Source organism: Pseudomonas sp. IT-P12 (genome assembly GCF_949767465.1).
In the GTDB taxonomy this organism is placed as follows: Bacteria; Pseudomonadota; Gammaproteobacteria; order Pseudomonadales; family Pseudomonadaceae; genus Aquipseudomonas.
In genome coordinates this window covers 361,908-388,170 of sequence record NZ_CATKPY010000023.1, presented here as the reverse complement: position 1 = coordinate 388,170, position 26,263 = coordinate 361,908, and the positions used below count along the sequence as shown (strand labels likewise).

The 26,263-nt window shown below is 61.4% G+C and carries 23 protein-coding genes and 1 riboswitch; of the genes, 7 read left to right on the top strand and 16 right to left on the bottom strand.

Annotated elements, in window-relative coordinates:
- Positions 1–71: 71 nt before the first annotated feature.
- Together ACM6IM_RS19990 and ACM6IM_RS19985 are read right to left on the bottom strand one after the other, a co-directional pair.
- Positions 72–524 carry a DUF1249 domain-containing protein gene (locus ACM6IM_RS19990; protein ID WP_192307681.1) on the bottom strand — a complete coding sequence of 151 codons (453 nt, stop codon included), beginning with the start codon at positions 522–524 and terminating at the stop codon, positions 72–74.
- Positions 515–1,132 carry an NUDIX domain-containing protein gene (locus ACM6IM_RS19985; RefSeq protein ID WP_192307680.1) on the bottom strand — a complete coding sequence of 206 codons (618 nt, stop codon included), beginning with the start codon at positions 1,130–1,132 and terminating at the stop codon, positions 515–517. The genes ACM6IM_RS19990 and ACM6IM_RS19985 overlap by 10 nt, the downstream gene beginning before the upstream one ends.
- 227 nt (positions 1,133–1,359) lie before the next feature.
- On the opposite strand from ACM6IM_RS19985, the gene ACM6IM_RS19980 reads away from it, so the two are divergent.
- Positions 1,360–2,106 (top strand): RsiV family protein, encoded by a 747-nt coding sequence (locus ACM6IM_RS19980; RefSeq protein WP_414866101.1) that lies wholly within the window; start codon positions 1,360–1,362, stop codon positions 2,104–2,106.
- On the opposite strand, the gene cytX is transcribed toward ACM6IM_RS19980, so the two are convergent.
- On the bottom strand, positions 2,075–3,367 hold the full coding sequence (gene cytX, locus ACM6IM_RS19975; RefSeq protein ID WP_414866100.1) for a putative hydroxymethylpyrimidine transporter CytX: 1,293 nt from the start codon (positions 3,365–3,367) through the stop codon (positions 2,075–2,077). The genes ACM6IM_RS19980 and cytX overlap by 32 nt on opposite strands.
- A gap of 175 nt (positions 3,368–3,542) precedes the next feature.
- Positions 3,543–5,432 (bottom strand): phosphomethylpyrimidine synthase ThiC, encoded by a 1,890-nt coding sequence (thiC, locus tag ACM6IM_RS19970; RefSeq protein ID WP_192307677.1) that lies wholly within the window; start codon positions 5,430–5,432, stop codon positions 3,543–3,545.
- A 163-nt stretch (positions 5,433–5,595) separates the two neighbouring features.
- Positions 5,596–5,701, bottom strand: a riboswitch (TPP riboswitch).
- Between the two features lie 198 nt (positions 5,702–5,899).
- Between thiC and ACM6IM_RS19965 the strand changes: the two genes are divergently transcribed.
- Positions 5,900–7,333: a TolC family outer membrane protein gene (locus ACM6IM_RS19965; RefSeq protein ID WP_192307676.1), complete on the top strand. Its 1,434-nt coding sequence runs from the start codon at positions 5,900–5,902 to the stop codon at positions 7,331–7,333.
- Between the two features lie 51 nt (positions 7,334–7,384).
- Here ACM6IM_RS19965 and waaA read toward each other — a convergent pair whose 3' ends face one another.
- Positions 7,385–8,665 carry a lipid IV(A) 3-deoxy-D-manno-octulosonic acid transferase gene (waaA, locus tag ACM6IM_RS19960; RefSeq protein ID WP_414866099.1) on the bottom strand — a complete coding sequence of 427 codons (1,281 nt, stop codon included), beginning with the start codon at positions 8,663–8,665 and terminating at the stop codon, positions 7,385–7,387.
- A gap of 11 nt (positions 8,666–8,676) precedes the next feature.
- Positions 8,677–9,573: a LysR family transcriptional regulator gene (locus tag ACM6IM_RS19955; protein ID WP_201193714.1), complete on the bottom strand. Its 897-nt coding sequence runs from the start codon at positions 9,571–9,573 to the stop codon at positions 8,677–8,679.
- Between the two features lie 101 nt (positions 9,574–9,674).
- Between ACM6IM_RS19955 and ACM6IM_RS19950 the strand changes: the two genes are divergently transcribed.
- The 4 genes from ACM6IM_RS19950 to ACM6IM_RS19935 all read left to right on the top strand — a co-directional run bounded on the left by ACM6IM_RS19950 (position 9,675) and on the right by ACM6IM_RS19935 (position 13,068).
- Complete coding sequence (locus ACM6IM_RS19950) at positions 9,675–10,007, top strand: DMT family transporter (protein ID WP_192307673.1); 333 nt, start codon at positions 9,675–9,677, stop codon at positions 10,005–10,007.
- Between the two features lie 78 nt (positions 10,008–10,085).
- On the top strand, positions 10,086–11,261 hold the full coding sequence (locus tag ACM6IM_RS19945) for an NAD(P)/FAD-dependent oxidoreductase (RefSeq protein ID WP_201193716.1): 1,176 nt from the start codon (positions 10,086–10,088) through the stop codon (positions 11,259–11,261).
- Positions 11,258–12,070, top strand: a complete 813-nt coding sequence (locus ACM6IM_RS19940) for an aldo/keto reductase (RefSeq protein WP_414866098.1) — start codon at positions 11,258–11,260, stop codon at positions 12,068–12,070. The genes ACM6IM_RS19945 and ACM6IM_RS19940 overlap by 4 nt, the downstream gene beginning before the upstream one ends.
- 32 nt (positions 12,071–12,102) lie before the next feature.
- Positions 12,103–13,068 (top strand): metal ABC transporter ATPase, encoded by a 966-nt coding sequence (locus ACM6IM_RS19935; RefSeq protein ID WP_201193720.1) that lies wholly within the window; start codon positions 12,103–12,105, stop codon positions 13,066–13,068.
- 24 nt (positions 13,069–13,092) lie between these two features.
- Here the strand turns inward: ACM6IM_RS19935 and ACM6IM_RS19930 are convergent, their stop codons facing one another.
- The 5 genes from ACM6IM_RS19930 to msbA form a co-directional block, all read right to left on the bottom strand.
- Positions 13,093–13,896 carry a hypothetical protein gene (locus ACM6IM_RS19930; RefSeq protein WP_414866097.1) on the bottom strand — a complete coding sequence of 268 codons (804 nt, stop codon included), beginning with the start codon at positions 13,894–13,896 and terminating at the stop codon, positions 13,093–13,095.
- Positions 13,897–13,962: 66 nt separating this feature from the next.
- On the bottom strand, positions 13,963–14,634 hold the full coding sequence (locus ACM6IM_RS19925) for a hypothetical protein (protein ID WP_201193980.1): 672 nt from the start codon (positions 14,632–14,634) through the stop codon (positions 13,963–13,965).
- A 32-nt stretch (positions 14,635–14,666) separates the two neighbouring features.
- Entirely contained in the window at positions 14,667–15,644 is a 978-nt protein-coding gene (locus ACM6IM_RS19920; protein ID WP_201193724.1) for a glycosyltransferase, read from the bottom strand.
- Positions 15,645–15,777: 133 nt separating this feature from the next.
- Positions 15,778–17,199, bottom strand: coding sequence for a bifunctional D-glycero-beta-D-manno-heptose-7-phosphate kinase/D-glycero-beta-D-manno-heptose 1-phosphate adenylyltransferase HldE (gene hldE / locus ACM6IM_RS19915; protein WP_201193726.1), 1,422 nt, complete (start codon positions 17,197–17,199; stop codon positions 15,778–15,780).
- A 169-nt stretch (positions 17,200–17,368) separates the two neighbouring features.
- The gene (msbA, locus tag ACM6IM_RS19910) at positions 17,369–19,171 is read right to left on the bottom strand and encodes a lipid A export permease/ATP-binding protein MsbA (RefSeq protein WP_192307667.1); all 1,803 of its coding nucleotides are present in this window, start codon (positions 19,169–19,171) and stop codon (positions 17,369–17,371) included.
- A 154-nt stretch (positions 19,172–19,325) separates the two neighbouring features.
- Between msbA and ACM6IM_RS19905 the strand changes: the two genes are divergently transcribed.
- Positions 19,326–21,191 (top strand): O-antigen ligase family protein, encoded by a 1,866-nt coding sequence (locus tag ACM6IM_RS19905; protein ID WP_414866096.1) that lies wholly within the window; start codon positions 19,326–19,328, stop codon positions 21,189–21,191.
- 39 nt (positions 21,192–21,230) lie between these two features.
- Here the strand turns inward: ACM6IM_RS19905 and ACM6IM_RS19900 are convergent, their stop codons facing one another.
- Genes ACM6IM_RS19900 through ACM6IM_RS19880 form a run of 5 tightly spaced genes read right to left on the bottom strand, consistent with a single transcriptional unit; the run spans position 21,231 to position 26,261 of the window.
- Positions 21,231–21,854 carry a CatB-related O-acetyltransferase gene (locus ACM6IM_RS19900; RefSeq protein WP_201193732.1) on the bottom strand — a complete coding sequence of 208 codons (624 nt, stop codon included), beginning with the start codon at positions 21,852–21,854 and terminating at the stop codon, positions 21,231–21,233.
- Positions 21,855–21,857: 3 nt separating this feature from the next.
- Positions 21,858–22,742: a glycosyltransferase gene (locus ACM6IM_RS19895; RefSeq protein ID WP_414866095.1), complete on the bottom strand. Its 885-nt coding sequence runs from the start codon at positions 22,740–22,742 to the stop codon at positions 21,858–21,860.
- Entirely contained in the window at positions 22,739–23,893 is a 1,155-nt protein-coding gene (locus tag ACM6IM_RS19890) for a glycosyltransferase family 4 protein (RefSeq protein ID WP_414866094.1), read from the bottom strand. Before ACM6IM_RS19890 ends, ACM6IM_RS19895 begins: the two co-directional genes overlap by 4 nt.
- A complete protein-coding gene (locus tag ACM6IM_RS19885) occupies positions 23,890–24,774 on the bottom strand; it encodes a DUF6625 family protein (protein ID WP_201193739.1) in 885 nt (294 codons plus the stop codon). The genes ACM6IM_RS19890 and ACM6IM_RS19885 overlap by 4 nt, the downstream gene beginning before the upstream one ends.
- A gap of 53 nt (positions 24,775–24,827) precedes the next feature.
- Positions 24,828–26,261, bottom strand: coding sequence for a PIG-L deacetylase family protein (locus ACM6IM_RS19880; protein WP_414866093.1), 1,434 nt, complete (start codon positions 26,259–26,261; stop codon positions 24,828–24,830).
- Between the last annotated feature and the right edge of the window lie 2 nt (positions 26,262–26,263).

Below are 26,263 nucleotides of genomic sequence, written 5' to 3'. Positions count from 1 at the left end.
GGGCTCAAGTGGCGCAATTATGCTGGGGGACATGCAAAAGGGGAAACCCGTTAACCGGACGCAGTTCACAACTAGCGAACGACTTCGTACTCATGCCCCAGCGCCAGGCAGTGACTCAGCCATTCACCCAGGAACATGTTCAACTGGGCCTTTTCATCCGGCTGATGCATCGCGGCGTTCGGGTAAGGATAGATGCCGCGAAAGCGTCGTGCATGTTCGGCGCTGACCACTTCGGCCATGCAGGCGTCGTGGTACACCTGGACCTCCAGTTGCGGCACCGGCAGCCACGGCAGGCTATGTTCCTGACGCACCTGCAACGTCGTGGTGTACGGACAGACCTGCAGCACTTCCAGCGCCAGGACACCGAGCATCTGGTCGCCATGGGTCACGGCAATACGCCGTGCCGCCGGCTCGTTGCGCATGTCGGGGAGCAGTCGCATCAGGCGCGCGTAGTTCGCCTCGCAGGAAGCTTGCAGCCCCGCCAGGTCGACCCGGTAACGATCGCGCAGCTTGTTTACGACCATAGCCCCCTCACTTCAACGCGGTTCAAGGCCAGCCATTGCAAGGCAATGATGCTGGCCGCGTTGGCAATTCGCCCGTCGCGCACGGCTTGCAGGGCATCTTCGAAAGCCCAGACCGTCACGCGGATATCTTCAGCTTCTTCCTCCAGTCCATGCAGGCCCCCGACTCCGTTCGTCTCGCAGCGCCCCAGGTACAAGTGCACGAATTCATTGCTGCCACCCGGCGACGGAAAATACTTGGTCATCGGCCACAGTGCGCGGAATTCCAGCCCAGCTTCCTCCTGCGCTTCGCGGTGGGCAACTTCTTCCGGCACTTCGTCCTTGTCGATCAGACCAGCGACCAGTTCGACCAGCCACGGGTTGTCGGTCTTGCCCATGGCGCCGACACGAAACTGCTCGATCAGCACCACTTCGTCGCGCTGCGGATCGTAAGGCAATACGCAAACGGCATCGTGACGGACAAACACTTCTCGATTGATTTCGCGACTCATGCCGCCGCCGAACAATTCGTGGCGCAAATGCACACGGTCGAGCTTGTAGAAGCCCTCGTAGCACTTTTCGCGCCGAACGATATCGACGGCGGTTGGAATGGCGCTGGCAAAATCAGTCATGACTATCCTCGTTTGCACAATCCGATCCGAGGTTGCCTGCGTGTGCCTGCAACCTCGACTTCGCGCCATCCTAACGCGCCCGTGAGGTTTGATGCAGCCCCTTTCCCGTCAGCGGGATAGACGGTGACGGCGAAACCCACTCTAATTAGCTTAGTGGCGAACTGACTGCCTGGTTGAGAGTCGAAGCGGGTAACTTTTCGCCTTTCCCTGTTTCATGAAGGACGCCCATGTCACTTTTCAAGATCGCCTCCGTGGCGGCCATCGCCCTGACCCTGGGCGCTTGCCAGAGCCTGTTCCAACCCAACTACCGAGTGCCGCTGGAAACCACCCGCGATGCCTCCGAGCAGTTGAAGCCCGGTTGCACGTCTGCCGACTGCCCGCTGGTGAACATCGACACGCTGCGCTTCCCCACCGAGCCTGCACTGGACGGCATCGTCGAAAAACGCTTGCTGCAAATGACCCGCACCTCGCCTGACGCACCGGCGGCACCGACGCTGGCGGCGTATCGCGACGAGTTTTTGCGCACCGCCGCACCGCGTAACAGCAGCTACTTGCAGGCCAAGGTACGCGAACAGCATGACGGCTTGGTGATCATCGAGTTTTCCAGCTACCTGGACACCGGCGGCGCCCACGGCACGCCGGGTCGCGGCTTCATCAACTACTCGCGCCAGCAGCACAAGGTGCTGAACTTGTCCGACATGTTGCTGCCGGGGCAGGAAGATGCCTTCTGGAAAGCCGCGCAGGTGGCGCACAACAGCTGGCTGATCAGCACCAAGCTCGATCAGGAAGCGGAGTTCGTGAAGAGCTGGCCGTTCCAGAAAACCCCGAACGTGGCGCTGACCTATGGCGGGGTGATCCTCAAGTATCAGGTCAGCACCATCGCGCCTTACGCACTGGGCCACGTCGAACTGAAGATCCCCTACCCACGCCTGAACGGCATTCTCAAGCCCGAGCTGTTTCCCGGCCGTAACTGAACGCCCGGCCCAGTACAAGCTGCAACAGCCCTGCCAGGACCAGCGCCGGCAGGGTTGCGCCGACATCCGGGTACAGGTTCGCCAACAGATGGTAAGTGCTGATGCCCCCCAGCCAGGCGAGCAGCGCCGGCCAGCGCAATGCGACCGACGCCAGCTGGCCACTGCGTTTGCGCAGGATGAAGTGATCCACCAGCACCACGCCGAACAGCGGCGCGAACACCGAACCGATCAGCAGCAGGAAGTTCTGGTACTGCGCCAACGGCGCCAGCAGGGCGATGAGGGTGCAGAGCACGCCGATGGCCAATGCCAGATGCTCGACTTTCAAGCGCAACAGAAATCCGCTGGACACGGCCGCCGAGTGAATGTCGGCGAACGCGTTTTCCGATTCATCCAGCAGGATCAACAGCAACGGAATGCCCAGGCCCGCACCGGCCAGCGCCAGCAATAGCGCATTCACCTCGCCACTCGGCGCGAACGCCAGGGTGTACGCCACGCCCAGGCTCATCAGCCAGAAATTACCGATGAAGAACCCCACCGCGGTGCCGCCGAACACGTTTTTCGCCCGCTTGCCAAACCGCGAATAGTCGGCAATCAGTGGCAGCCACGACAGCGGCATGGCGATGGCGATGTCAAAGCCCACCGCGAACGGCATCGAACCGTCGCCGGCCTGCGCCCACAGCGCCGCCAGATCGGCCTTGGCGAACAGGTTCCAGGTCAGCCAGGTACACGCTGCCAGCAGCAGCCAGATGCCCCATTTGCGCAGTATCTGCCGCACGAAGGTCAACGGGCCGCTGACCGCCAGCAAGGTCGCCAGACCGCCGAAGAATACTGTCCAGAGCAGCGGATTGGACCACAGGCTGCCTTCGCTGAAGGCCCGGGCGCCCAGCAGGCTCGCTGCATCGCGCATCACGATGATTTCGAACGAACCCCAGCCGATCAGTTGCAACAGGTTCAGCACCGCCGGAAGGCTGGCGCCTTTGGCGCCGAGGCTGAGTTTCAGCGCGGCCATCGACGACAGGCCGGTGTCGCTGCCGATCACGCCAACGGCGGCCAGCAGCAGAACGCCGACCAGGGTGCCGAGGAAGATCGCCAGCAACGAGCCGGAGAGGCCCAGGCCTGGCGCAAGCAAGGCACCGGTCTGCAACACCATCAGGCCGATGCCGAGGGAAAACCACAGGGAAAACAGATCGCGACCGCCGAAGACACGTTTGTCGGTGGGCACGGCGATGTCGGGTGAATAAGTGCCGGGTTGAATGCTCAAGGGGGTTATCTCAGAGGGATAATTGTGTCATTGAGATGTTCGGCGCCCGGTCCGGCCTCTTCGCGAGCAAGCCCGCTCCCACGGTTGCCTGAGTTGTCCGGGGGGACGCGGTCTAATGTGGGAGCGGGCTTGCTCGCGAAGACGGCAGCACAGGCGCCGTCAATCACAGATCAGATCAAACTTTCTGGTACAGCTGGCTGCCTTCCTGCTTGAAGCGCTCGGCCTGTTCGGCCATGCCCTGGGCAACCTCCACGTCGACCGCTTCGATCCGTTGGTTGGCCGCATACTCGCGGACTTCCTGGGTGATTTTCATCGAGCAGAATTTCGGCCCGCACATCGAGCAGAAGTGCGCGACCTTGGCCGAATCCTTCGGCAGGGTCTCATCGTGATACGAACGGGCGGTGTCCGGATCGAGGCCCAGGTTGAACTGGTCTTCCCAACGGAACTCGAAACGCGCCTTGCTCAGGGCATTGTCACGGATTTGCGCGCCTGGATGCCCCTTGGCCAGATCGGCGGCATGGGCGGCGATCTTGTAGGTGATGATGCCGGTCTTCACGTCATCCTTGTTCGGCAGGCCCAGGTGCTCCTTGGGCGTCACGTAGCAGAGCATGGCGCAGCCGAACCAGCCGATCATCGCCGCCCCGATGCCGGAGGTGATGTGGTCGTAGCCCGGCGCAATGTCGGTGGTCAGCGGGCCGAGGGTATAGAACGGTGCCTCGTCGCAGCACTCGAGCTGCTTGTCCATGTTCTCCTTGATCAGCTGCATCGGCACGTGGCCCGGGCCTTCGATCATGCATTGCACATCGTGCTTCCAGGCGATCTTGGTCAGCTCGCCCAGGGTTTCCAGCTCGCCAAACTGCGCTTCGTCGTTGGCATCGGCAATCGAACCCGGACGCAGGCCGTCACCCAGCGAGAAGCTGACGTCGTAGGCCTTCATGATTTCGCAGATGTCTTCGAAATGGGTGTAGAGGAAGTTTTCCTTGTGGTGCGCCAGGCACCACTTGGCCATGATCGACCCCCCACGGGAAACGATGCCGGTCACGCGCTTGGCGGTCATCGGCACGTAGCGCAACAGCACGCCGGCGTGGATGGTGAAGTAGTCGACGCCCTGCTCCGCCTGCTCGATCAGCGTGTCGCGGAACAGCTCCCAGGTCAGGTCTTCCGCCACGCCGCCGACTTTTTCCAGGGCCTGGTAGATCGGCACGGTGCCGATCGGCACGGGTGAGTTGCGGATGATCCATTCACGGGTTTCGTGAATGTGCTTGCCGGTGGACAGGTCCATGACCGTGTCCGAACCCCAGCGGATGCCCCAGGTCAGTTTCGCCACTTCTTCTTCGATGGACGAACCCAGGGCGCTGTTGCCGATGTTGCCGTTGATCTTCACCAGGAAGTTACGGCCGATGATCATCGGTTCCAGTTCGGTGTGGTTGATGTTGGCCGGAATGATCGCGCGACCGCGGGCGATTTCGTCACGCACGAATTCCGGGGTAATGACTTTCGGCACGCTGGCACCGAAGCTGTGACCGGCATGCTGCTGATCCAGCAGGCCAGCGGCACGGGCCACTTCCAGCTTCATGTTCTCGCGGATGGCGACGTACTCCATCTCGGCGGTGATGATGCCCTGGCGCGCGTAATGCATCTGGGTGACGTTGGCCCCGGCCTTGGCGCGACGCGGGTTGTTGACGTGGGCGAAGCGTAGTTTGGTCAATTCCGGATCGGCGAGGCGTTCCTGGCCGAAGTTCGAACTCAGACCGCTCAGGCGCTCGGTGTCGCCACGGGACTCGATCCACGGCGAGCGCACATCGGCCAGGCCTTTGCGTACGTCGATGATGACGTTGGGGTCAGTGTACGGACCCGACGTGTCGTAGACCGTGACCGGTGCGTTGACCTCGCCGCCGAAGTCGGTCGGCGTGACGTCGAGGCTGATTTCGCGCATCGGCACGAGGATGTCGGGACGGGAGCCCTGGACATAGATTTTTTGCGAGCGGGTAAAGGGTTGAACCGACTGTTGATCGACTTGCGCCGAATCACTCAGGTTCGCGGTATTTTTTAGTTTTATCGTCATCACGGGCTCTCCAGACGGCATCCAGGCATTGGAATTTTGTCGGAGCGAACCTGTGACGAATGGACGCACGCGGGCTGCAAAACCAGCTGTGCTGTGCTCAGTGCTCGAGGGGTCGTTCAATGGTCGAACAACATCCCGGACGAAGCACAAGAGGACTCGCCGGGTGACGAGAAATCTTGTTCCCTACGCAGGCGCTAACCTGATCAGGTTCAACGGGATCCGAAATTATTCGATCTCAGCCTCATAGCAAGGCACCCCGACAAGAACCCGGCCAGTCTAGACACAACTGGCAAGGAACGCCAACACCGAGGCAATCACCATGATGAATGGCGCAATTGAAGGATTGTTGCCGCCCGAAGGCGCAACTACACTCGCTACGCCGCACCGCGCCTTGACGCTGTGCGGGCCGCGCCGTACCTTGGCGCCTGAATTATCAGCGTAATATCAATTTCCAGGGAATCGCCTCAATGCTGCGCAAACTCTCACTGGCCGTTGCCGTGTCTTGTGCGTCCAATGGAATGGCCTGGGCAGCAGAAGCGCCTCTGGCGACCAAAACCGACCTGGTCAGCGTGTACCAGGAAGCGGTGGACAATAACGCCGACCTGGCCGCCGCCCGCGCCCAGTATGGCGCTCAGAAGGAAGTCGTGCCCCAGGCCCGCGCCGGCCTGCTGCCCAACCTGTCCGGTGGCGGCCAGGTGGCCAATGTGCGCACCGACATCAATCAACCGTCGGCCATTGCCAATCGCAGCGCCAACTCCTACCAGGCGACGCTGGCGCAGCCACTGTTCCGTGCCGATCGCTGGTTCCAGTACCAGGCTGCCAAGAGCGTCAATGAACAGGCCGCACTGCAACTCTCGGCCACCGAGCAGAACCTGATCCTGCAAGCCGCCGAGGACTACTTCAACGTTCTGCGCAGCCAGGACACGCTGGCATCGACCAAGGCCGAGGAAGCTGCGTTCAAGCGCCAGCTCGATCAGTCCAACGAGCGCTTTGACGTCGGCCTGTCGGACAAGACCGACGTGCTGCAATCCCAGGCCAGCTACGACACCGCCAGGGCCAACCGGATCGTGGCGCAGCGACGGGTGGACGACGCGTTCGAAGCGTTGATCACCCTGACCAACCGTCAGTACAACTCGATCCAGGGCATGGTTCATACGCTGCCGATCCTGCCGCCCGCGCCGAACGACGCCAAGGCCTGGGTCGACACCGCAGCCCGGCAGAACCTCAACCTGCTGGCCAGCAACTACGCGGTCAGTGCCGCCGAAGAAACCCTCAAGCAACGCAAGGCCGGCCACGCGCCGACGCTGGACGCCGTGGCGAAGTACGAAAAAGGCGACAACGACGCCTTCGGTTTCAGCAACCCGAATGCCTTCGGCCAGGCCTACGGCGGTCCCGTCGAGCAGACCACCCTGGCCTTGCAATTGAACATCCCGATCTACAGTGGCGGGCTGACCAGTTCGCAGGTCCGCCAGTCCTACTCGCAACTGGACCAGACCGAGCAGCAGCGCGAAAGCCTGCGTCGGCAAGTGGTCGAAAACACCCGCAACCTGCACCGCGCGGTGAATACCGATGTGGAGCAGGTCCAGGCGCGCAAGCAGTCGATCATTTCCAACCAGAGCGCGGTGGAAGCGACCGAAATCGGTTACCAGGTCGGGACGCGAAACATTGTCGATGTGCTGGATGCGCAGCGTCAGTTGTACAACTCGGTGCGCGACTACAACAACACCCGCTACGACTACATCCTCGACAACCTGCGCCTGAAGCAGGCCGCCGGTACGTTGAACCCCGGGGACCTGGAGGATCTCAAGCGCTACCTCAAGCCGGACTACAACCCGGACAAGGATTTCCTGCCACCGGACCTCGCCAAGGCGGCGGAAGCGCAGCTCAAAGCAAGGCCATGACCGATCCGCGGGAGCGAGTCCGCTCGCTCCCACCGTTTGTAAAACGGTCAGTCAGGTTTTGTCGATCAACCGCCCCAACCCGTCCAGCAAGCGCTGCAATGCACCCTGATTGGTGCGCATGACCTTCAACCCGGCCTCGGCCATGCGCTGCGCATCGCGCGGCAATTCGAACAGGCGCTGCACTGCCAGCGCCAGACCTTCGGCGTCTTCCACTTCCTGCAAAGCGCCGGCACTGCGCAACTGCGCGGCGATTTCCAGGAAGTTGAACAGGTGCGGCCCACTGAGCACCGGTTTCGCCAGGGCGGCCGGTTCCAGCAAATTGTGGCCACCGTTCGGCACCAGGCTGCCGCCGACAAAGGCACTGTCGGCCAGGGCATACAGAAACAGCAATTCACCCATGGTGTCGCCCAGCAACACCGAAGTGCCGGCGCTCACCGGCTCGCCACCAGAGCGACGGACCGTGGCGAAACCCTGCTGTCGGCACAGGTCGAACACCGTATTGAAACGCTCGGGATGGCGCGGCACCAGAATCAGCAACGCATCGGAATGACTGGCAAGCAACTGGCGATGCGCCGCCAGCACCACTTCGTCTTCCCCGTCGTGGGTACTGGCGGCGATCCACACCGGGCGCTCCTGCGCCTGCCATTGCTCGCGCAACTCGGCGGCGCGCTGGAGCAAGGCCGGGTCGATGGTCAGGTCGAACTTGATCGAACCGGTCACCTCGACGGTGTCGGCACGGGCACCCAGGTCGCGAAAGCGCTGGGCTTCGGCTTCGGTCTGCACCGCGAACAGGCTCATCTCGGCGAGCATCGGCTGGGTCAGCCTGGCAAATCGTCCGTAGCCCCTGGCGGAACGCTCGGACAGTCGGGCATTGGCCAGCGCCACGGGGATCGCGCGTCTGGCGCACTGGTGAATGTGATTGGGCCAGAGTTCGGTCTCCATGATCACCGCCAGGGTCGGGCGCACCCGATCAAGAAAGCGCGCGGCAGCGCACGGCAGGTCGTAGGGCAAATAGCAGTGCTGGATGCGCGGTTCGTTGGCGAACAAGGCCTGGATGCGCTCGGAACCGGTCGGGGTCATGCAGGTGACGGTGATCGGCAACGTCGGATAGCGCTGCAGCAGCGCACGGATCATCGGCGCGGCGGCAATGCTCTCGCCAACGGACACCGCGTGCACCCAGATGCCCCCCGGTTTCATCGTCGGCAGGCCGAGGGAAAAACGCTCGCCGACGCGTTTGGCATAGGCTGGCGCCTTGCGCGAGCGCAGCCAGAGCCGAATCGCTACCAACGGCAGCCCCAGGTAAAACAGCGCGGTATAGAGAGTTCTGTTCATGGCGGCGGAGTTTATCGACTTTTCTCGCCGATCGCCTGCAAGTGCACGGCAAAACATTCCGCCAGCCAACGGGCGGCCGGGCCGAGGGGCTCGTCGCGGCGCCAGACCAACTCCACCACCAGCGCCGGCGGTGTCCATTCGCTGGTCAGTTCGACGATCTTGTCGTGATAACCGGAATACTGCACGACGTTGCGCGGCAGCCACGCCCAGCCGAGGCCACGCATGAGCAATTCGGCGATCACGTAGAAACTGTCAGCTCGCCAGACCTGCGGGCTCGCGGGTTCGCTGCCGGGGTAGACGCTGGATTGGGCGGCCATCAGCAATTGGCGATGCTGGGCCAGTTGCTGGCAGTTGACTTCGCCCATGGCCGCCATCGGGTGATCGACCCCACAGACCGTGACCATGTCGATACTGCCCAGCACTCGCCGCTCCAGTGCCTCGGGAATCTGCTCGTGATAGAACAACAGCCCGAGGTCGGCGCGGCGCTCCACCAGTTTGCGCGCCACATCGCCTTGCGTGCCGTTGGATAACTCAACCTCCAGGCTGGGGAACTGTTCGGCCAAAGCATCCAGACTGTCGATGACCGGCTGAAAGGGCATCGCTTCATCCTGTGCCAGGCGGATACGCGCCTCCTGCCCGCGCATCATCGCCAACGCCCGGCCGTTGAGGCGCTCGCACTGGCGCAGCACCTCCCGCGCCTCCTCCAGCAAGGCACTGCCGGCCTCGGTGAGCCTGGGCTGACGGCCACTGCTGCGATCGAACAGGCTCATGCCCAGGTCCTCCTCCAGCAGCGCGATTGCGCTGCTCACCGCCGATTGCGCCTTGCGCTGCTCGCGCGCCACGGCCGAAAACGACCGATGCTCCGCTACGCTGACAAACAGGCGCAATTGATCCAGATCCCATTGCATGCTTAACCCATCTCCAAATCAGATAGGTAATGACTTTACCGCATCTGTTGAATCACTAGAATGTCGACTCGGAATGCAACACGTCACATGAGGAGATTCCCATGACTGCTTACTACTATCTGGCTATCGCCATCTGCGCCGAAGTGATCGCCACGGTTTCGATGAAAGCCGTCAAGGGATTCAGTACGCCACTGCCGCTGATTCTGGTCATCGCCGGCTACGGCATTGCCTTCTGGATGCTGACGCTGGTGGTGCGCAGCGTTCCGGTCGGCGTGGCCTACGCCGTGTGGGCGGGCATGGGCATCGTGATGGTCAGCGTCGCGGCCCTGTTCATCTACGGGCAAAAACTCGATGTGCCGGCGATGCTGGGGATGGCGTTGATCGTGCTGGGCGTGGTGGTTATCCAGCTGTTTTCCAAAACGGCGGGGCATTGACCAGGGAACGCTCCCGCAGGTTTCGATCGACCGGTAGTCTGTATACTGCGATCTCGTCTTGAACACTGAGGTCGCTGCATGCCATCCGTTATTTCCACCGACGTTCTGATTGTCGGCGCTGGTGTCGCCGGCCTCTGGCTGAATGCGCGCCTGCGCCGTCAGGGTTTTTCGACCGTGCTGGTGGAAAGCGCCACCCTCGGTGGCGGGCAGAGCGTCAAGTCCCAGGGGATCATCCACGGCGGCGCCAAGTATGCGTTGCACGGTGCGCTCACCGGCGCCTCGGAAGCCATCGCCGACATGCCGCGACGCTGGCGTGAGGCCCTGGCCGGCGACGGTGAGCTGGACTTGTCCGGTGTGCGCCTGCTGTCCGAAGCGCATTACCTGTGGTCGCCGGGCACGCTCGCCGGCAACCTCACCAGTTTCTTCGCCAGCAAGGCGGTGCGCGGCCGTGTCGATCAGGTCAAGGGCGACCAGTTGCCGCCAGCCCTGCAAGACAAACGTTTCAAGGGCAAGGTCTATCGCCTGGCGGAACTGGTGATCGACGTCCCGAGCCTGATCCAGCGCCTGGCCGACCTGGCCGGTGACGGCCTGCTCGCCGGGCAGCACATCGAACCCTTGCTGGAGGATGGCCTGCTGGTCGGCCTGAAGGTCGACGCACGGGAAATTCGCGCCCAGCGAATCGTCATCAGCGCCGGGGCTGGCACCGCGACGTTGCTGGAGGCACTGGGGCTGAGCCAGCCGGCCATGCAGCGCCGGCCGCTGCACATGATCATCGCCAAGGGGCCAGGCCTCAAACCCTTGTACGCCCACTGCCTGGGCGGCGGCACCAAACCTCGTCTCACCATCACCACTCACCCGGCTGCCGACGGCCAATGGGTCTGGTACCTGGGGGGAGACATCGCCGAAGCCGAGGGCGTCGCCCGCGAACCGGCGGAGCAGATTGCGACCGCACAGAAAGAACTCGCTCAGTTATTGCCGTGGATCGACCTCGACACCGTGCAATGGGCAACCCTGCGTGTCGACCGTGCCGAGCCCCTGCAAACGGGGCTGACCCGTCCGGACAACGCCTTCCTTGCCGAACAGGGCCGCCTGCTGGTCGGCTGGCCGACCAAGCTGGCCCTGGCACCGGACTTCGCCGACCGCGTCATCAGCGCCCTGCAACGTGACGGCATCCAGCCCGGTCACCTGGCGCCGCTGCCCGAGCTGCCGAAACCACCGATGGGCATCCCGGTCTGGGAGCAACTGCTGCCATGAGCGTACCGACCCTCCACGATCTGCATCGGCCACTGGGCAGCACCGGCCTGCGGGTTTCGCCGCTGGGCCTGGGCACCGTCAAACTCGGGCGCGACCAAGGCGTGAAGTACCCCAATGGCTTCCAGATCCCCGACGATGACGACGCGCGCCGCCTGCTCAAGCTGACCCGCGACCTGGGCATCAACCTGATCGACACGGCCCCCGCCTACGGTCGCAGCGAAGAACGCCTCGGCCCGCTGCTGCGTGGCCAGCGCCACGAATGGGTGATCGTCAGCAAGGTCGGCGAAGAATTCTCAGACGGCCAGTCCCGGCACGATTTCAGCGCGGCGCACACCCGACTCTCGGTGGAACGCAGCCTGCAACGCCTGGAAACAGACTTTATCGACCTGGTGCTGGTGCACTCCGATGGCAACGACCTGGCGATTCTCAACGACAGCGAGGTCTACGCCACGCTCGCCGCGCTCAAGGCCGAAGGCAAGATTCGCGGTTTCGGATTTTCCGGCAAAACCGTCGACGGCGGCTTGAAGGCGCTGGAGCAAGGTGATTGTGCAATGGTCACCTACAATCTGAACGAGCAGCACGAGAAGGCGGTCATTGACTATGCTGCTGCTCACGGCAAAGCCATCCTGGTGAAGAAAGCCCTTGCCAGCGGCCACGTCTGCCTGAGCCCCGGCGTGGACCCGGTGCGTGCCAGCTTCGAGTTGCTTTTTGAACATCCGGGTGTGGCCAGTGCTATTGTCGGGACCATCAATCCGCTGCACCTCGCCCACAACGTCGCGACCGTTGCCCAGGTTCTGGGCAGACACTGATGCCGCCCTCGCGGCCTTAAGCAGGAGCCGACATGCCGCGTACGCTCATAAGAAAGAACCCGAGCAACTTCAAGACCCTGCCGCTATTCGTCGAAGCGACCCCCGAAGGCTTGAGTTACCAGAGCGTCGGCATGCCGCTCAACTTCTCCCAGACCCTGCACCGGCGACGCCCGGTGGCGGTGGCTGACAGCGAACGGTTCGCCCTGGAACTGGCCAACCTCGGGGTGTCGGTGCGACTGACCCTGCATTGGCAGAATCGCGATTACTGGGTGCTGGTGCGCCAACGGCGGCAGGACCGTGGCGATGTAGTGCTCAAGCTGATTTCCGGCTACGTGCCGGCCCACGAACTGAACCTGCCACTGCACACGGCGATCCAGGAGATTGCCGAGGAGTGCCTGCTGGAAACGCCGGAAGGCTGGCTCGGCGGACGTTTCAATGACACCTGGCTGCCCGCCCCCTACTCGTCCGCGCTGCATTATCGCGAGGCGCTGCCTTTTCGCCTGACGCCGCTATCCGGCGCGGCACGGCCGGTGCGCTGCGCCAACCTGCAACTGATCGAACGGCCGCAGGCTTACGTGCATCTGCCGACCGCCTCGTTGCAGTTGATCTATGACTTGCGCCTGGAAGTGCCCAGGGAAGCCAAGTCCCTGAGCCTGTTTCATGTCGATGAGCGGCTGGAGGGCGACCAACTGGTGGCCCGCCTGGATCGCAAGCGTCCGGACTTGTACTTGATGCCCCTCAAGGATGGCCAGCCACTTGCCGAGTTGTACACGCTCAAGCGCGACAAGCTTCTGCCCGCCAGCACCCGCGGACTTTTTCTGGCAGAGAGCTTTGCCATCCAGGATGGCTGGACCGTGCGCGAGGAACGTGTTCGCTGGAAGGACTGGGTGGTTCAACAGGGCCTGGAAGTGCCCAGGCCCCCGCGCCACGGCTTGAAGAAACTGAGCGTCAAGGCACTGGGCCTGGTCCGCCTGGTGCGGGGGAGCTTGCGCAAGTAACTCGAACCGAAACCCCGGCTCGATTCAGGCCCGCCGCCTGTCCATCAAGGTGCGCAATTGGGCAAAGAAATGGAAATAACGGTTCTCGCGCTTGCCCATGCCGCGTTTGGGGGAAAACGATTCCTCGGCAAAGGCTCCGGTGATGCGAACGCGCGAAGCCTGGGTTTGCACAGTGCAGATCTTCGCACCGGCCTGCTGCAGGGCAAATTTGAGCAGCCGCTCGGAGTGCAGTTTTCTTCCCGTGGCTTGACTGAAATCGAAGATTCGCTCGATCCTTTTGCCATAAGCGACATAGGTGTCACGCCCGCAAATGGCAAAACGGTCGTTCAGCCCACCCCACCACTGCCAATCCGGAATGTAGGTATTGAGCCGTCGGGCTTCGGCATGCTTGAACACATAAGCGGGAAGCGCCGTGTGAAAAAAGATGTCCGGGCGCACGAAGACCACGAAATCGGGATTGAACGCCTCCATCATGGTCGTGACCGTGTGCAGCGAATTGAGCTGATAGATCAAGTTGCGCAGTGAAGCGTAATCATCGGCCCAGGTATCGCCCTGCGCCTTCACCCGCTCGAAATCCCAGCGCTCCAGAACGCCGTCGGTCGAGGTCAGTTGCCCGGTCATGGACTTGAAGGGTTCGTAGTTGTCAGCCTTCAACTCGCCTTGTTCGCCGGAACGCGAGTTCTGCACTTCGTTGACTTCATACAGGTGGTAAAAGCACTTTACGTTGCTGCCGGAAGGCAGCCGTGCCAGGACGTTTTCCTCGATGGAAGGAAAACAGACGGGCGAGTTTCTCGGGATACCAAAAAAAGCCACCGCAATATTCAACACTCGACAGCACCCCTTGAAAATTGATCGGGTCGGGCTTGCGTCGCCCCGTTGGTTCCCGGTGACCGGTCATGCACGACTGAACAGCTTCTGCCACCACCGGCGACGCCGCAGCGGGATGGCGACGACACTCGATCGCTGCAACCAGTCGCGCTCGTAATCCCAGGCATGCCCGCCCCAGCGTTTGCCCGCCTCGTTGGAAAAACCCAACGTCATGAGCTGATAGTTGTAGCCCTCCTGGCCACGCAACCAGTCGAACAACACCAGTGCATTGAACCCGGTGGTCGGTCCGACATAGCGTTTACCGTCCGGGCGATCGACCGGGTAGTTCCACAAGGCCGGTAGCGGAATGCGCTCCCAAAAGAGCGCTACTTGCGGCAAGGGGCACATGGCGCCAGTGCACCCGACCAACAGGGTGAAACAGCGAGCATCGACATGATCGAAGATCCGCTGCACCTCCGGGCCGTAGGGAAGACCGAAAAAATAGGCGTCCGGCGCATTGAACCCGTGCACGAACAGATTGACGCTTCGCGGATCGAGCAGCGGCGCCAGGACACATTTGTTGAAGCTGACGACCACATCGTCAGCCCCCATGTCCAGTGCCTGGAAATCTTCACGGGTAATGGCCGGGTTGTTGGCCACAAGCAGCACTCGTGAAGCGTTGCGCAGGCAGTTCTTCAAGGCCTGGGGCAATGCGTCCTGAATGGACTGATGACCGCCTGGCAGCGCATCCAGCGCCATGTGCTCAGCGACTGGCGACGGTTGATTGCCTGTCACCGCTCTGGAACCTGCATGCCGTATCGCACCTTGACCCAGAAACGGGTGAATGCCGAGGGTGGTTGCCAAGGGCGCATTTCCCGCTGAATCTCGGCGGCGAGCGTGCGCCCAACACGTGCAAAGGAATACCGGCTTTCGGCGAATGCCTGCCCATTACTGGCGATACGCGCCGTCAGCTCCGGATCGTTCTGCAGCAACTGGAGCTTTTCCACGGCCTCTTCTTCGGAGCGATAGAAGACCGTGTTGTGCATATCCTGAAAGCCCAGCAGCTCGTCTTCTTCACCCTGGCTCCATGCCAGCAGGACGCAGCCACAGGCCATTGCCTCGAAGTTCTTGATCATGAATTCGTTCATACCGAGGTCGGCACTCACGAAGATCCTGATGCGATTGAGCATCTCCAGGTATTCGGCTCCCGACTTGGTACGGGTCACCAACATGCCGGTACGCCGGGCAAGCGACTCAAGCAAAGCCTTGCGCTGCGTATATTCGGAACTCTTCAGACTGCCCAGAAAACCCACCGGAATATCCCGCACACTGGCGGTGTTATGCAGCATCTGTTCGTCATATCCCTTGGAAACGAACACGGCATCAATATTCTCGGCCTGCATCCGGCGCGCGACAACAGCGCCTGAAACCAGTGCACGTGAACTTGGCAAACGGCTGTACAGACGCGAGTAAACCCTGCGGTACTTACTGTCGGGCATATAGTTCTGATAAGCGTCATGCTCAAGAAAAACCAGCCCGGGGATGCATTTCAACACGCGAAGTTGAGGAACAAGGCGCTTGACCCTGGAGAAGATCACCACCCGGTCGAACGTCTGATAATTGACTGAAGCGAGAAACGGCCCCAGTTTCAACTGCTGCTTTTTGCTCAGGCGATAGATGACGCACTCGTCGCAGTGTTGCTGCACGACTTCATAGAGACGATCCAGAATGACACGCTGTTCGTCCATCACCAGAAGCATTACTTTCATCAATCTTTTACCACTATATAAGTGGGCAAGAGCATTGCGTGAATACCCACGAGCATCATCGGCATCGGCGTGGCTGGATGTTCACGATAAAACCCGTTCATCCCCAGTATGAAACGGGCGTCGTCAATCAAGTTCAATGGCTGCGAATCTTCTCGACAATCGCCGTTGTCGAACTGTTTTCCACCAGGCCCAGCACTTTCACCGTGCCTCCATAGGCCGTCACGATGTCTGCACCGACCACCTGGTCGATTCCATAATCGCCGCCCTTGACCAGAACGTCCGGCTTGACTTCGCGCAGCAGATTTTCCGGAGTGCCTTCGGAAAAGCTGATCACCCAGTCCACCGCGCCCAGTCCCGCCAGCACGGCCATGCGACGGTCGACGCTGTTGATCGGACGGCCCGGCCCTTTCAGACGGCTGACCGATGCATCGTCATTGACCGCAACGATCAAGCGATCGCCTTGGGCCCGCGCCTGCTCCAGGTAGGTCACATGACCGGCATGCAGGATGTCGAAGCAACCGTTGGTGAAGACGATTTTCTCTTTGTGCGCCCGCGCATCGTCAACCGCCAACCGCAGTTGCTCCAGGCCCAGCACGCCGCGCTCGGAACCCTCCTCGCGCTGAATCGCGCGGCGCAGCTCCGGAGCGCTGATGGCCGCCGTACCGAGCTTGCCGACCACAATGCCTGCCGCCAGGTTGGCCAGGGCCACGGCATGGGGCAATTCTTCGCCAGCCGCGATGGCAGCGGCCAGGGTGGAAATCACCGTGTCGCCGGCACCGGTCACGTCGAACACTTCCCGCGCACGAGCAGGCAGGTGCAGCGCCGGATGTTCCGGGCGCAACAGGGTCATGCCATGTTCACCGCGGGTCACCAGCAAGGCGCCCAGGTCGAGGTCTTGCATCAGCTGCGCGCCTTTGCCCACCAGGTCATGCTCATCGACACAACGGCCAACGATGGCTTCGAACTCGCTGAGGTTCGGGGTAATCAGGCTCGCACCCCGGTAGATCGAGAAATCCTTGCCTTTGGGATCGGCCAGCACCGGAATGCCACGGGCGCGGGCGGCCTGGATCAATACCTGGTGATTCTTCAACGCACCCTTGCCGTAGTCGGACAGCACCAGCACCTTGATGCCTTCGAGCAATTCGTCGACCTGGTCGCCCAGCGCCAGGGCGTCGGTGGCGAACGGTTCTTCGAAATCAATGCGCAGCAATTGCTGGTGACGGCTCATGACCCGCAGCTTGACGATGGTCGGCTGATGCGCAATACGCTGAAACAACGCCCGCACGCCAGCCCCCTTGAGGCTGTTGGCCAGGCTTTCGGCAGCTTCGTCATCACCGGTGACACCGACCAGCGAGGCGGGCGCGCCAAGCGCGGCAATGTTCAGGGCAACGTTCGCGGCACCGCCCGGGCGGTCCTCGATCTGTTCGACCTTGACCACCGGAACCGGCGCCTCAGGGGAGATCCGTGAGGTACCACCATGCCAATAGCGGTCGAGCATGACATCGCCGACCACCAATACAGGGGCTTGATCGAATCGCGGCATGGACAACTTCATGGAGCAACCCACATACAAAATGAACAAGGGCGGGATATTAGCACAGGGTTGGCGCAGGGCTGGCGCATGGCATGAATGTGACGGTCAAAAGTCAAAATCGCAGCCTGTTCAGGTTCGAAAACCACAGGCTGCGAGCTTTGGTTGGTCAGCACACATGACCGCCAGAGATTCAGGCGATGTCTTCAGCCGGCGCATCAAGGCCCATTGCATTCAGACGAGCATAGTAGCCATTCTGTGCGAGCAGTTCGGTATGTGTGCCGCGCTCGACGATCCGGCCCTGATCCATGACCAGGATCAGATCGGCCTTCTCGATGGTCGACAGGCGGTGAGCGATGACCAGCGTGGTCCTGCCCTTCATTACCTGGTCCAGTGCCGCCTGGATGTGCCGCTCCGATTCGGTGTCGAGCGCCGAGGTGGCTTCATCGAGAATCAGCAACGGTGCATTTTTCAGCAAGGCCCGGGCAATCGCCAGGCGCTGACGCTGACCGCCGGACAGCAACACGCCATTTTCGCCGACCTGGGTGTCCAGGCCTTGCGGCAGTTGCGCGATGAAGTCCATGGCGTAGGCATCTCTGGCAGCCTTTTCGATGTCTTCACGTGGCGCACCGGCCAGATCGCCGTAGGCGATGTTGTTGGCCACGGTGTCGCTGAACAGCGTGACATGCTGGGTCACCTGGGCGATGTGCCGGCGCAGGTTCAGCAGCTTGTACTGCTCGACCTCGACGCCATCGATCAGGATCTCGCCCTTGTCGTGGTGATAGAAGCGCGGGATCAGGTTGGCCAGGGTCGACTTGCCACTGCCCGAACGCCCCACCAGCGCCACCATTTGCCCGGGCTCGACCGCGAAGCTGATATCGTCGAGTACCTGGCGCTCGGTGCCTGGGTAAGTGAAGCTCAGGTGGCGAACCTCCAGGCGACCGGTGACGGCGTCGCGCTCGACGGTCCCGGTATCGATTTCCGGCTCAACGTCCAGTTGCTCGAAGATACTCTCGGCACCCGCTACGCCCTTCTGGATGGTCGAGCTGACTTCGGACAGCTGGCGGATCGGCTTGGGCAGCAAGCCTGCCAGCGTGATGTAGGCCACCATGTCACCGGCGGAAGCATCGCCGCGCAGGAACAGCACGAGGAACATCAGCACCGCCATGGCGCTGTAGATCACCAGTTGCAGCAGCGGCGTGTAGATCGCGCCCGTACGGGTCATGCGCAGTTGCTTGTCGGTGTTGCCCTGGCTGGCCTTGAGGAAGCGTTTCTCTTCGTAGACTTCCCCGCCGAAACTGCGCACCACGCGATAACCCTGGATGGTCTCCGAGGCCACATGCGTGACATCGCCCATCGCGGCCTGGATCTTCTTGCTCTGCTTGCGGAATTTCTTGCTCGCGGTCCCCACCATTACCGCGATCAGCGGCAGAATCGCGACCATGACCAGGGTCAGCTTCCAGTTCATGAACAGCAACGAAGCAAACAGGAAGACAACCGTCATACCCTCACGGATTACGACCTTGATCGCATCTGTCGCCGCCCCTGTAACCATTGTTACGTTAAAGGTGATGCGGGAAATCAGGTGACCCGAGTTATGCTTGTCGAAGTACCGGTTCGGCAGCACCAGCAGGTTATTGAACAACTGGACCCGCAGGTCATGCACCAGCCCGAGCGATACCTTGGCCAGGAAGTAGTTGCCCAGGTAGGACCCCAACCCCTGCCACGCGGCGATCAGGATGATCAGCAACGGCACGGCCTGCAGCAGTTGCAGGTCACGCAGGTAGGGCACGCTGGGGAACAGCACAGCTTCGGGATTTGACAGGCCATCGACGAAATACTTGAGGATGTAGCCGAGCATTGGCTGGGTCGAAGCGAAAATCAGGAAACCGACGATGCTGATCAGGAACAGGCTGATGTATGGCCGGACATAACCCAGCAGGCGGAAGTAGATTTTCAAGCTCGAGGGGCTTGCGGAGAGACTGGAGTCGGTCATATCACGCGAATGTCGATAAAAAGGACGCTGACTTTAGCACAGCTTCTTCGGGGTTCTGGCAATCGCAAAAAGGCTGTTATTGTTAGACGGCACAAACAGTATCATAAGGCCATCATTGGAATGGCCAATCAACTTCAGGATTGAATCTCTCAGCATGCAACTCAGCGGTTTCAACAATACGCCCAATCGAGTCTTCGATTTCATTTGCCTATGGATTCTTCCTGTGGGCTATTTCCTGCTTCTGTGCTCGATGTTTTTCCTGCCAGACCGCAGCCTGCTTCACAAACTCTATTACGGTTTGTTCAGCATTCCGACGTTGATAGCCCTGTGCATACGCCCACGGGCGCTCAAGGAGCTGCTGCGCGAACCGATCTTCATCGCGGTGCTGCTGTTTGCCGTCTGGGCCCTGCTGAGTCTCTGCTGGAGCCCGGGGGACGAGGGTTTTTCCGGCAAGTTCAAGCCGCCGCTTCACTTGCTGATGCTGTTCGCCGGGTGCTACCTGCTGATCCGCCACCGCAGCGAAATCATCCAGCCCCTTCTGTTCGGCGCTGCGATCGTCGGATTGGTCGCGACGCTCTATAACCTGTACACGTTTGCACAGATCTACACGCCGGGAGAGCGCCTGATCGGTGGCGGTGCGTTCGACAATCCCTTGTTGAGCTCGCACCTGTTCGGTTTCTTCTGCGCCTATTGGCTCAGCCTGAGCATGACCTGCAAGCGTCCGCAAATACTCTGGCTGAGCATTCCGGCGATGATCATCATGTTCGCTGCGGTGATTGCCACAGGCTCCCGGACACCGCTGGTCGCCCTGACGCTGGCCGCCGTGTGGCTGAGTTTCATTTGCTGGAATCGGCGCTCCGTCCTGTTGATGGGCATCATGCTGGCGGGCGGTGTGGCCGTACTGATGCTTTTTTCCAACATGCTCTTCGAGCGAGGCAATTCCTACCGCTTTGAAATCTGGCAAGTTGTCCTGCAAAAAATTGCCGAACAACCCTGGATCGGCCACGGCTATGACGCCAACCTGGATGTCGATGTGGGTGCGGAATACATTCTGGCAGAACCGCACAATTTCGCTCTGGGCGTTCTTTACTACGTCGGTATCTTTGGTTTCGTCCCGTGGCTGTTTTCCCAGGCATGGGCTCTGCTGAGCAGTTGGCGCTACCGCGTGCAACCGCTGTTCATCATCGCCTCCACCTGGCTGGCCTTCGGCATCGGCGGAGGCCTGACCGAAGGCGGCGGGATCCTCTCGCGCCCCAAGGAACACTGGTTCCTGCTGTGGATCCCCCTGGCCCTGATCGCTGCGTTGAGCATCAACCGCCGTGCAGGTCGCCTGCTGGCCGTATCGATCAAGCGACTGACCCAGCCGGACCTGCAAACCTTGAGCGCCAACGCCCGGGTGATCGAAGAAGACGGTTTGGGACCCAAAGTCCTGCGCCTGGTCGATGGCAGCTTCCTCAAGCTGTTTCGGCCTCGCCGCTGGTACACCTCGGGAAGCTTCAATGCCTATTCCGAACGCTTTGCCGTCAACAGCGAGCGGCTGCGCAGGATGGGTTTCCCGACGCCACAGATCCTCAACCTCTACCGCCTCGACGATGGCAGCACTGCCGTGCACTACACGCCTCTGCCGGGGAGCACGCTGCGTCAGGTCCTGCAAGGGATCACGGCACCGGAAGTGCGTCAGGCACTGGTGGAGCGTTTCGGAAAATTCATGGCGCAACTGCACGAGCGGGGGGTGTATTTCCGCTCCCTGCACCTGGGGAATGTGCTGGTGCTGGAGGATGGTGAGTTCGGCCTGATCGACGTTGCGGATCTGCGCCTCTACCCTTCGTCGCTGAGCCTGTCGCTGCGCCAGCGCAATCTGCGCCATATGCAGCGCTACACCGTCGATCGACGCTGGCTGTTCGAGGACCATTTCCAGGCGCTCCTGCAAGGCTATGCCGTGACAGCCTCGCAATCCGAGGTGGATAACCTCAACAGACACGTATTGGCAGCCAGCCAGCCCGAGCGAACCCATGCATGACGCATCAGCTCGTCCGAACCACGTGGCAGCCTTGAAGATTCAGACGGCTGGCCGCTGACGGACGTAGTCGAGGAAGCCTTCGATATCATCGCTGCACAGCTTGTCCGCCAGGCTGTGCAGTTCGGCTTCAGGCCAGTTCCACCAGGCGCTCTGAAGGAGCAGCAAGCGCTGCTCTTCTGGAAAACGCCAGCGCAGGAAGCGCGCAGGATTGCCACCGACCACGGCGTAGGGCTCGACATCGCGAGTCACCAGCGCACCTGCGGCAACGATGGCGCCGTCACCCACCGTCACACCTGAAAGCAACGTGCAGTTTGAACACAACCACACATCGTTGCCGATGCTCACGTTACCGTGCGTTCCGCTGTATCCGCTGATATGGGCAGCCTGTTCAACCATGGCGGGAAAGGGGAACGTACTGACCCAATCCGCCCGATGGTGCCCCCCGAGGAAGATCTGTACACCTTCAGCGATCGAGCAATACGCACCGATGCTCAGTGTCGAGCCCTCCTTCCAGTCATGGACTTCGGGCACGCCGTAGCTACCACGACCGAATGCGTAATGCGGGTATCGCGCCTTGAAGCGCGCCATGCCTCGCTCGAACTTCGGCAATTTTCGAATCGCCCGCTTTGCACGTTTTTCCCGGAAACGTTGAATCCAGCCCATGGTTCAGTCTTTTTCCAGCGGTGAAAAGTACAGGCGCCCCAACCCCCGCCAGGTCTTCTTGTTCCACGCCTTGAACGGGATCTGCGCCAGCAGCTCTCGCGCCAGCTGGCGGTCGCGATTGGCGGTCTTGAGGAACATCGAGCTGAGAAACCGGTAGCGCACGAACTCGTACATCGGATGATCGCTGAACAGCGCATAGGTGCGCAGGATGTTGTCGATCATGAAACGGTGGTTCTTGTAGGAGTTGGTGGCGTGCTTGCGATAGCGCGCCATCAGCACGTTCAAGCCATCGATGAAGTACCCGGCATGGGTCACTTTCAACTCGATCAGCAAATCCTCCAGGCGAATCGTCGGATCGAAGCCGCCGACCTTGTCCAGCGCCTCGCGACGGATCATCAGCGTGGGTGCCGGCGGGTAAGGCTTGCGCTCGAGGAACATGTCGTCGAAATCCAGGCGGCGAAACGGCACATCGCGACGCTGGCGCGACTCCGGGTATGGAACGCCATCAGCGTCCATCAGCTCGATGTTGCCGGCGCAGATGCCTACCTCCGGCTTGCCATCCATGTGCGCCACCTGCGTGGCGATGCGCTCGGGCAGCATGATGTCGTCGGAACCGAAAGGCACGATCAGGCTGCCCTTCGCACGGGCGATGGCGCCGTTCAGGGTGTTGGTCAGCCCCTGGTTCTGCTGGACGCGAAAATCAAAGTCATGTTGCGCCTGCAGGACCTTGATCCGCTCGACGCTGTCATCGCTGGAGCCATCATCGACCACCAGCAGCTCGATGTTCGGGTAGGTCTGGTCGATCACACTGAGGATGCTCTCCTCAATGTAGCGACCGTGGTTATACGACGCGATGATGACCGTGACGATGGGTTGGGCGTCGCTCATGAATGCTCCTTGCGGGCCTGGCTCAGGCCAGTGTCGATCAGGCTCAGGTACTCCTGGCGGAACACCTCGATGTCGTGTTGCGCCTGAAGATAACGATAGGCCTGCTCACCCTTGGCCTTGAGGTCGTCATCCGACAGCCCGAGGTAGGTGTCCAATGCCGCGACCAGGCTCGGCACGTCTTTGGGCGTGATCGCCAGACCGCCTGCGCCCTGAATCAGCGGCAACATCGCCGGCACGTTCGAGGCGATCACCGGAAGGTGACCGCTCATGCCTTCCAGTAGCGCCAGCCCAAGGCCTTCGGCCAGTGAGGGCATGGTCCAGATGTCGAAGGCGCGTACGTACTGCAGGGCGTTCTCCTTGAACCCCAGCAAATGAGCACGCCCGTCCAGCCCCAGACGCTCGATCTCGGCCGCCAGGTTCGACGCTTCGCGACCCGCACCGATAATTGCCAACTGGGTATTGGGGTACTTGTCCTTGAGGGTGGCAAACGCCTGCAACAGGTAGGTGTGCCCCTTGACCGGCACCAACCGTCCCAGCGCGCCGATCAGGCGCACCGTCGGATCGATGCCCAGCAATTCCCGGGCGCGCTCGCGACTGTGCTGCAAACCTTCGGCCTGCTCGATGTCGATCGCGTTGGTAATGGCGTAGGTGTTTTGATCGGTGAAACCGCAATCACAGTCCAGCAGGTACTGCTTGACCGCCGGAGACACCCCGACGAAACGCCAGTGACGATCGATCAGGCGCTGGGTCTGGCGACGCCGGTAGAACCGGTCGTATTCGCCAAACCCGTGGGAGATACCGATGCACAGCGGTACTTTCAGCCAACGATTGAGGGCCAGCATCATGTTCACAGGCTTGAAGCGATTGCAGATCACCACATCGAATTTTTCTTTGCGGCAAAACTGGTACAGCCGCCACATCGCCCGCAGGCGCATGCCCTTGAGCGACTTGTCGGAGAACTCGAAATACACCGAGCGCGCAGCACGGCTCACGGCCTCGCCCGGCCCGGGTTTGCCGCGCAGGAACGCTGCGGTCACTTCATAACGATCGCCGGGCAAAGCCTTGACGATCTGCTCCGCCAGGTCAGCGAAGTCGTGGGCCTTGACGTTGTAGTCAGGCTGTAATTGCAGCACCTTCGACCGCTGGCTCATAACGCCCCCCGGTGAAAGCCCGTCTCATCGATGATCCAGGCAGGCTCAGCGGCGAGACGCCTGATCTCGGCCGGATCGGGTTCGGGTAACTGCGACCATTCGTTGCGCTTCCAGCAGACGAAATGGAAATACGGAAACAGCCGATCGCCATCGCGATCATTGCTGACCTGACCATTGCGCCAATACCACGTGTGCGGGAAATTGTCGGTGCCGTCATGCCACTTGATGCAACCGCCGGGCGTACTGAAGGCCTCGGTGAATTCGCTGCGTCGGCGCCAGGGGTTGAACTTGCCCACCAGCTTGAACAACGGCTCGGGAAAATTCTTGCGCCAGAGGAAAATCCGGCTGAAAGCGCCCTCGTCCAGCGCATGATGCTTCTGGTCGGTAAACCGCGCTTCCCAATCCTTGATCTTCCTGAACAACTGGCGCTTGCGCTCGGTATTTCTGATCAGGCAGAGATGCCCCGCCACCCGCCGCTCGTGGGTCGAGTACAGGTCATAGGCAGCGAGCCGGTCCGCCGTGAAATAACGGCGCAGATCGCCGTACACCAGGTCGATATCGCCGAAGCCCCAGAAATCATAGCCTTCCAGGCGGTCGGCATGGATAAGCCCGAACGCGGGACGGATGTCGCACAGTTTGTAGGCCTGGGTCGGCGCAAAGTCGATGTTCAGCCGCTGGGACACCAGCGCGCAATAATCGCCGAACGTCATGCACTCGATGGTGACGTTGGGCGGCAGGTCCTCGGGAACCCCGCAGTCGCTGAACATCAGCCAGTCGATGTCGGGATTGCGGCGGCAACTCTCCAGGAAAAACGGCATCCAGAAGGGCCAGCGACCGAAATACGGCATCAGAAACAAAATACGAGGGCGTGGATTGATCACGGAAAACTCACTGTAAATACTGGGAACACCGCCTCGTCAGGCCGTGTTGTCGTTCAATTCTGCGGCCCGGATGCCTCACCGTGCTTGAGCAGCCAGAACAGCTCCTGGCGCCGGACCGCCTTGCGAAAGAACTCATTCTCTCCATAGGTGGACGGCACTCTACTGGCCAGGAGCCACTGCATCAACCGCCGGAGTCGTCGCTTGAACGGCATGCGCGGTTGAAGATCGTGCATCATTGCCAGCGCCATGGCTTTATCACGCTGAAGTGGCAGGGGCACCGGCAGACAATAAGGTTGCATCGACACCGCCGGATCGAAGGCCGGCGGCAACGCGATGCCATCCCCCGCATCGCCCATGGGCCAGCGGTCATTGTCATGCAGGTGGTTGGCATAACCGAGCAACGTGGTTGGCTGCCACTCCAGGCCACGCAGCGCTTCAAGCACCGCTTGCTGCGCGCACACGTGATCCGGATGCGGGTCGAGCGTGGGGTGCGGCAACACGATGACTTCAGGGCGGGCCCGCAGCAACAACTCGCGCAGGTCGGCCAACAGATTGTTCCAGGTCGGTGCGCCATCGGCATCGCCCGGCAGTGCAAAAGGGTTCAACCGACGGAACGGACGAGTGTCGTCCATCTGCGCTTCACGAGAACCCACTGGCAGGGACGGGTGGGCCTGCATCGCTGCCAGTTGCAGGCAGAAATAGCCCAACTGCACGCAATGATCCTCGGGAACGCCGGCCCAGCGCGGCACCGCGATACTGTCCCAGGCCCGCAGCCGCCCCTTCAGGCGTGCGGCCTCGACTTCGTCCAGGCCCATTTGCTGGTAATGCTGCGCTTCGATTTCGCCGGCCGTGAGGGTCACGATCCAGGCTTCGTCGGCCTGGCTGTACAAACCGTAGGCTGCCAGCTCGGCGTCATCAGCGTGGGGAGCGATCACCATGACGCGCTGACGGCGGTAGTCCGGCTGTTCGAAAGCCCAGAGGACAGGTTCGCCCAACACCCGGCAAAAGCGCCCGCGCAGTCGCAACGCTCCCCGCGACAGCACCTGCGCCTGACCACTGAGGTTGAGATAACGCAGGCCGTTGGCACCACGCTCGAAGGTTTGCCGATCGGGATGATCGCCCCCCGACAGTTCGACAGCCGGGTCGAAAAAACGCCCCAGCCACGTGCTTTTCACCCGTAGCGCCAGTACCAGTGTCGCATCGTCCACCAGCATGACGCCGTCATCCAGGCGCAAGCGCTCACCCTCCAGGTGAACCCTGGGCTGCGGGGCGTAGGGCGGGAAGCTGTAGGCGTAATCGTCCTTGGGCGAATAGAACAGATGGTCGGCAAACCAGGCTTCGTGAGCGATCCAGCCCAGCACCGCCAGCACCAGCGGCAACCACCAGGCCACCAGCACGCCGATGGCGATCAGCAGCAACAGGGCAATCAACAGGCCGATGCGCTTGTTGCGCCGGTGGCGCTTGAGCAGGTGTTGTTTACGACTCATGG